The sequence below is a fragment of the Arthrobacter sp. TB 26 genome, from assembly GCF_000427315.1.
GTDB lineage: Bacteria > Actinomycetota > Actinomycetes > Actinomycetales > Micrococcaceae > Arthrobacter.
The window spans coordinates 1-2269 of record NZ_AUPJ01000342.1 but is presented as its reverse complement, the minus strand read 5'-3'; the positions used below and the strand labels follow the sequence as shown (position 1 = coordinate 2269).

2 protein-coding genes and 1 pseudogene (1 of these 3 cut by a window edge) are annotated in these 2269 nt (G+C 70.1%); all 3 read right to left on the bottom strand.

The features are described 5' to 3' along the window. Positions 1 to 494, bottom strand: a pseudogene (locus K789_RS23060) (transporter); it reaches 1086 nt to the left of the window's first position. Beyond that, a complete protein-coding gene (locus tag K789_RS0112980) occupies positions 476 to 1282 on the bottom strand; it encodes an ABC transporter ATP-binding protein (protein WP_024367126.1) in 807 nt (268 codons plus the stop codon). Before K789_RS0112980 ends, K789_RS23060 begins: the two are co-directional and overlap by 19 nt. A 73-nt stretch (positions 1283 to 1355) precedes the next feature. After that, positions 1356 to 2269: oxidoreductase (locus K789_RS0112975; RefSeq protein WP_024367125.1), on the bottom strand; the 914-nt coding region annotated here is incomplete at its 5' end.

Below are 2269 nucleotides of genomic sequence, written 5' to 3'. Positions count from 1 at the left end.
CTCGCCAGACCTGCCGTGGCGGTGGTGACCACTTTGGAGAGCACGATGCAGCTCAGCACCCCGAGGACCGCGCCGATGAGGGCGCCCGCCGCGCCGGGGAGGCTCCGGGACCAGGTCCCGACCGTGCCGAGGGCCACCAGCGCGGTCGCCGTGCCCGGGATGCCAATCAGCCCGCCGAGCGCCAGCCCGGCCAGCAACTGCGGCATCGGCACGGCGAAGGTGGTGAACCGTGCCGGGTCGAGGGTCATGTCGGCAGCTGAGGCGGCGACCGGGATAACGGCCCACCCCAGCAGCGCCGCGGCACCGCCCAGCACCACCACGGTCTGTGCCAGGCCGGCGTCCGCGCCGCGGAGGAGCAGCAGCCCCGTGATGCCGAGCGCCACGAGTCCCAGCGCATAGAGCGTGCCGATGCCAAGGCCCACCAGCTGCCAGGGGCTGCGCCGGACGCTGTTGCGCAGCAGTGTCAGCTTGAGCCTTAGAAGGTGCGCAACCATTCCAGCCCCTCCGTGTGGTTGCGGCCGCCGACCAGCTGGACGAAGCGGTCCTCGAGGGACGCGCCCGCGCGGACCGCGTCCACCGTCCCGGCAGCGAGGACCCGCCCGGCGGCAACGACGGCGACGTGGTCGCACATCCGCTGGACCAGGTCCATCACATGGCTGGAGACAATGACGGTGCCGCCGGACGCCACGTACCGGTCCAGGATGTCGCGGATGTTGGCGGCCGAGACGGGATCCACGGATTCAAACGGCTCATCGAGGACCAGCAGGCGGGGCGCGTGGATCAGCGCGGAAGCGAGGGCTATCTTCTTGGTCATGCCGGCGGAGTAGTCCACCACAAGCGTTCCGGCGTCAGGGGTCAGGTCCAGGGCGGCGAGCAGTTCCCTGACGCGTTCGGCCACGACGTCCTTCTCCATGCCGCGCAGCAGCCCGGCGTAGCTCACCAGCTGCTCGCCGGTCAGCCGGTCAAAGAGCCGGACGCCGTCCGGCAGGATGCCCATCAGCTTCTTGGCCTCCAGCGGGTGCTTCCAGACATCCACTCCGTGCACCAGCGCGGTGCCGAACTCGGGCCGCAGCAGTCCTGTGGCCATCGACAGTGTGGTGGTCTTGCCGGCGCCGTTCGGGCCGACGATCCCGTAGAAGGAACCGGCCGGGATGTCCAGGCTGATGCCGTCGACGGCGATCTTGTCACCGAAGCGCTTGGCGAGCCCGCGCAGGGACAGCGCGGGAACGGGCGCCCCCGGCTGGTTTTCAGGGGCGTGCGGATGCGGTTGCTGCAAAGTCATGTCGTTAGACTAACCGCCCCGGGGCGCGGAAGGGATCGTCCGCAAGGCGTACCTCCGCCGGAAGATACCCCCGTTAGAAGGTGTGGCGGGGAATGGCCCGTTCGTACTGCGGCGGCCACGCCAGATCCTCGCCAAGTTCGAACGCTGCCCGCAGCCACCAGTGCGGATCGCGCAGGGCGGCACGGGCGATGAAGACACCGTCAGCCTGGCCGGTCGCAACAGCGTGCTCGGCCTGGCCGGCGGAGGTCAGCAGTCCCACGGTGCCGGTCCTGACCCCGGTTTCCCGGCGGATCCGAGCGGCAAAGCCGGTCTGGTAACCCGGTCCCACCGGGATCTGCTGGTAGTCGACGGCGCCACCGCTGGAAACGTCCACGAGGTCCACGCCGCGTTCCGAGGCCGCCCTGGCCATCCGAACCGACGCTTCGACGTCGATGCCGCCTTCGGCCCAGTCAGAGGCGGAGATCCGGAGCAGCAGCGGCATGGAGTCTGGAATGACGTTTCGCACGGCGTCGACCACGGCGAGGGTCAGCCGGTTCCGCCCGGCCTCGTCGCCGCCCCAGCGGTCGGTGCGGTCGTTGACCAGCGGGCTCTGGAACTGGTGCAGGAGGTAGCCGTGGGCGCCATGGATCTCGATCGTGTCGAAGCCGGCTCCGACGGCCCGGACAGCAGCATCGGCGAAATCGGCGATCACGCCGTCGATCTCCTGCTCCGTCATTGCCGAGGGGGCCTCGTAGCCGTCAAAGGCTCCGGTGCCGGGACCAACGGTGGGCCAGCCGCCGTCGCCGGCAGCCACGGTGCCCTTCTTGCCGGAGAACGGCCAGTAGGAGGATGCCTTCCGGCCGGCGTGCGCGAGCTGGGTGCCGATCTTGGTGTCGGCGGTGCCGTGCCGGTGCACGAAAGAGGTGATCCGTTCCCACGCTGCCGCCTGGTCGTCGTTGTAGAGTCCGGCGTCGCGGGGGCTGATCCGTCCGGCGGCGTTCACGGCGG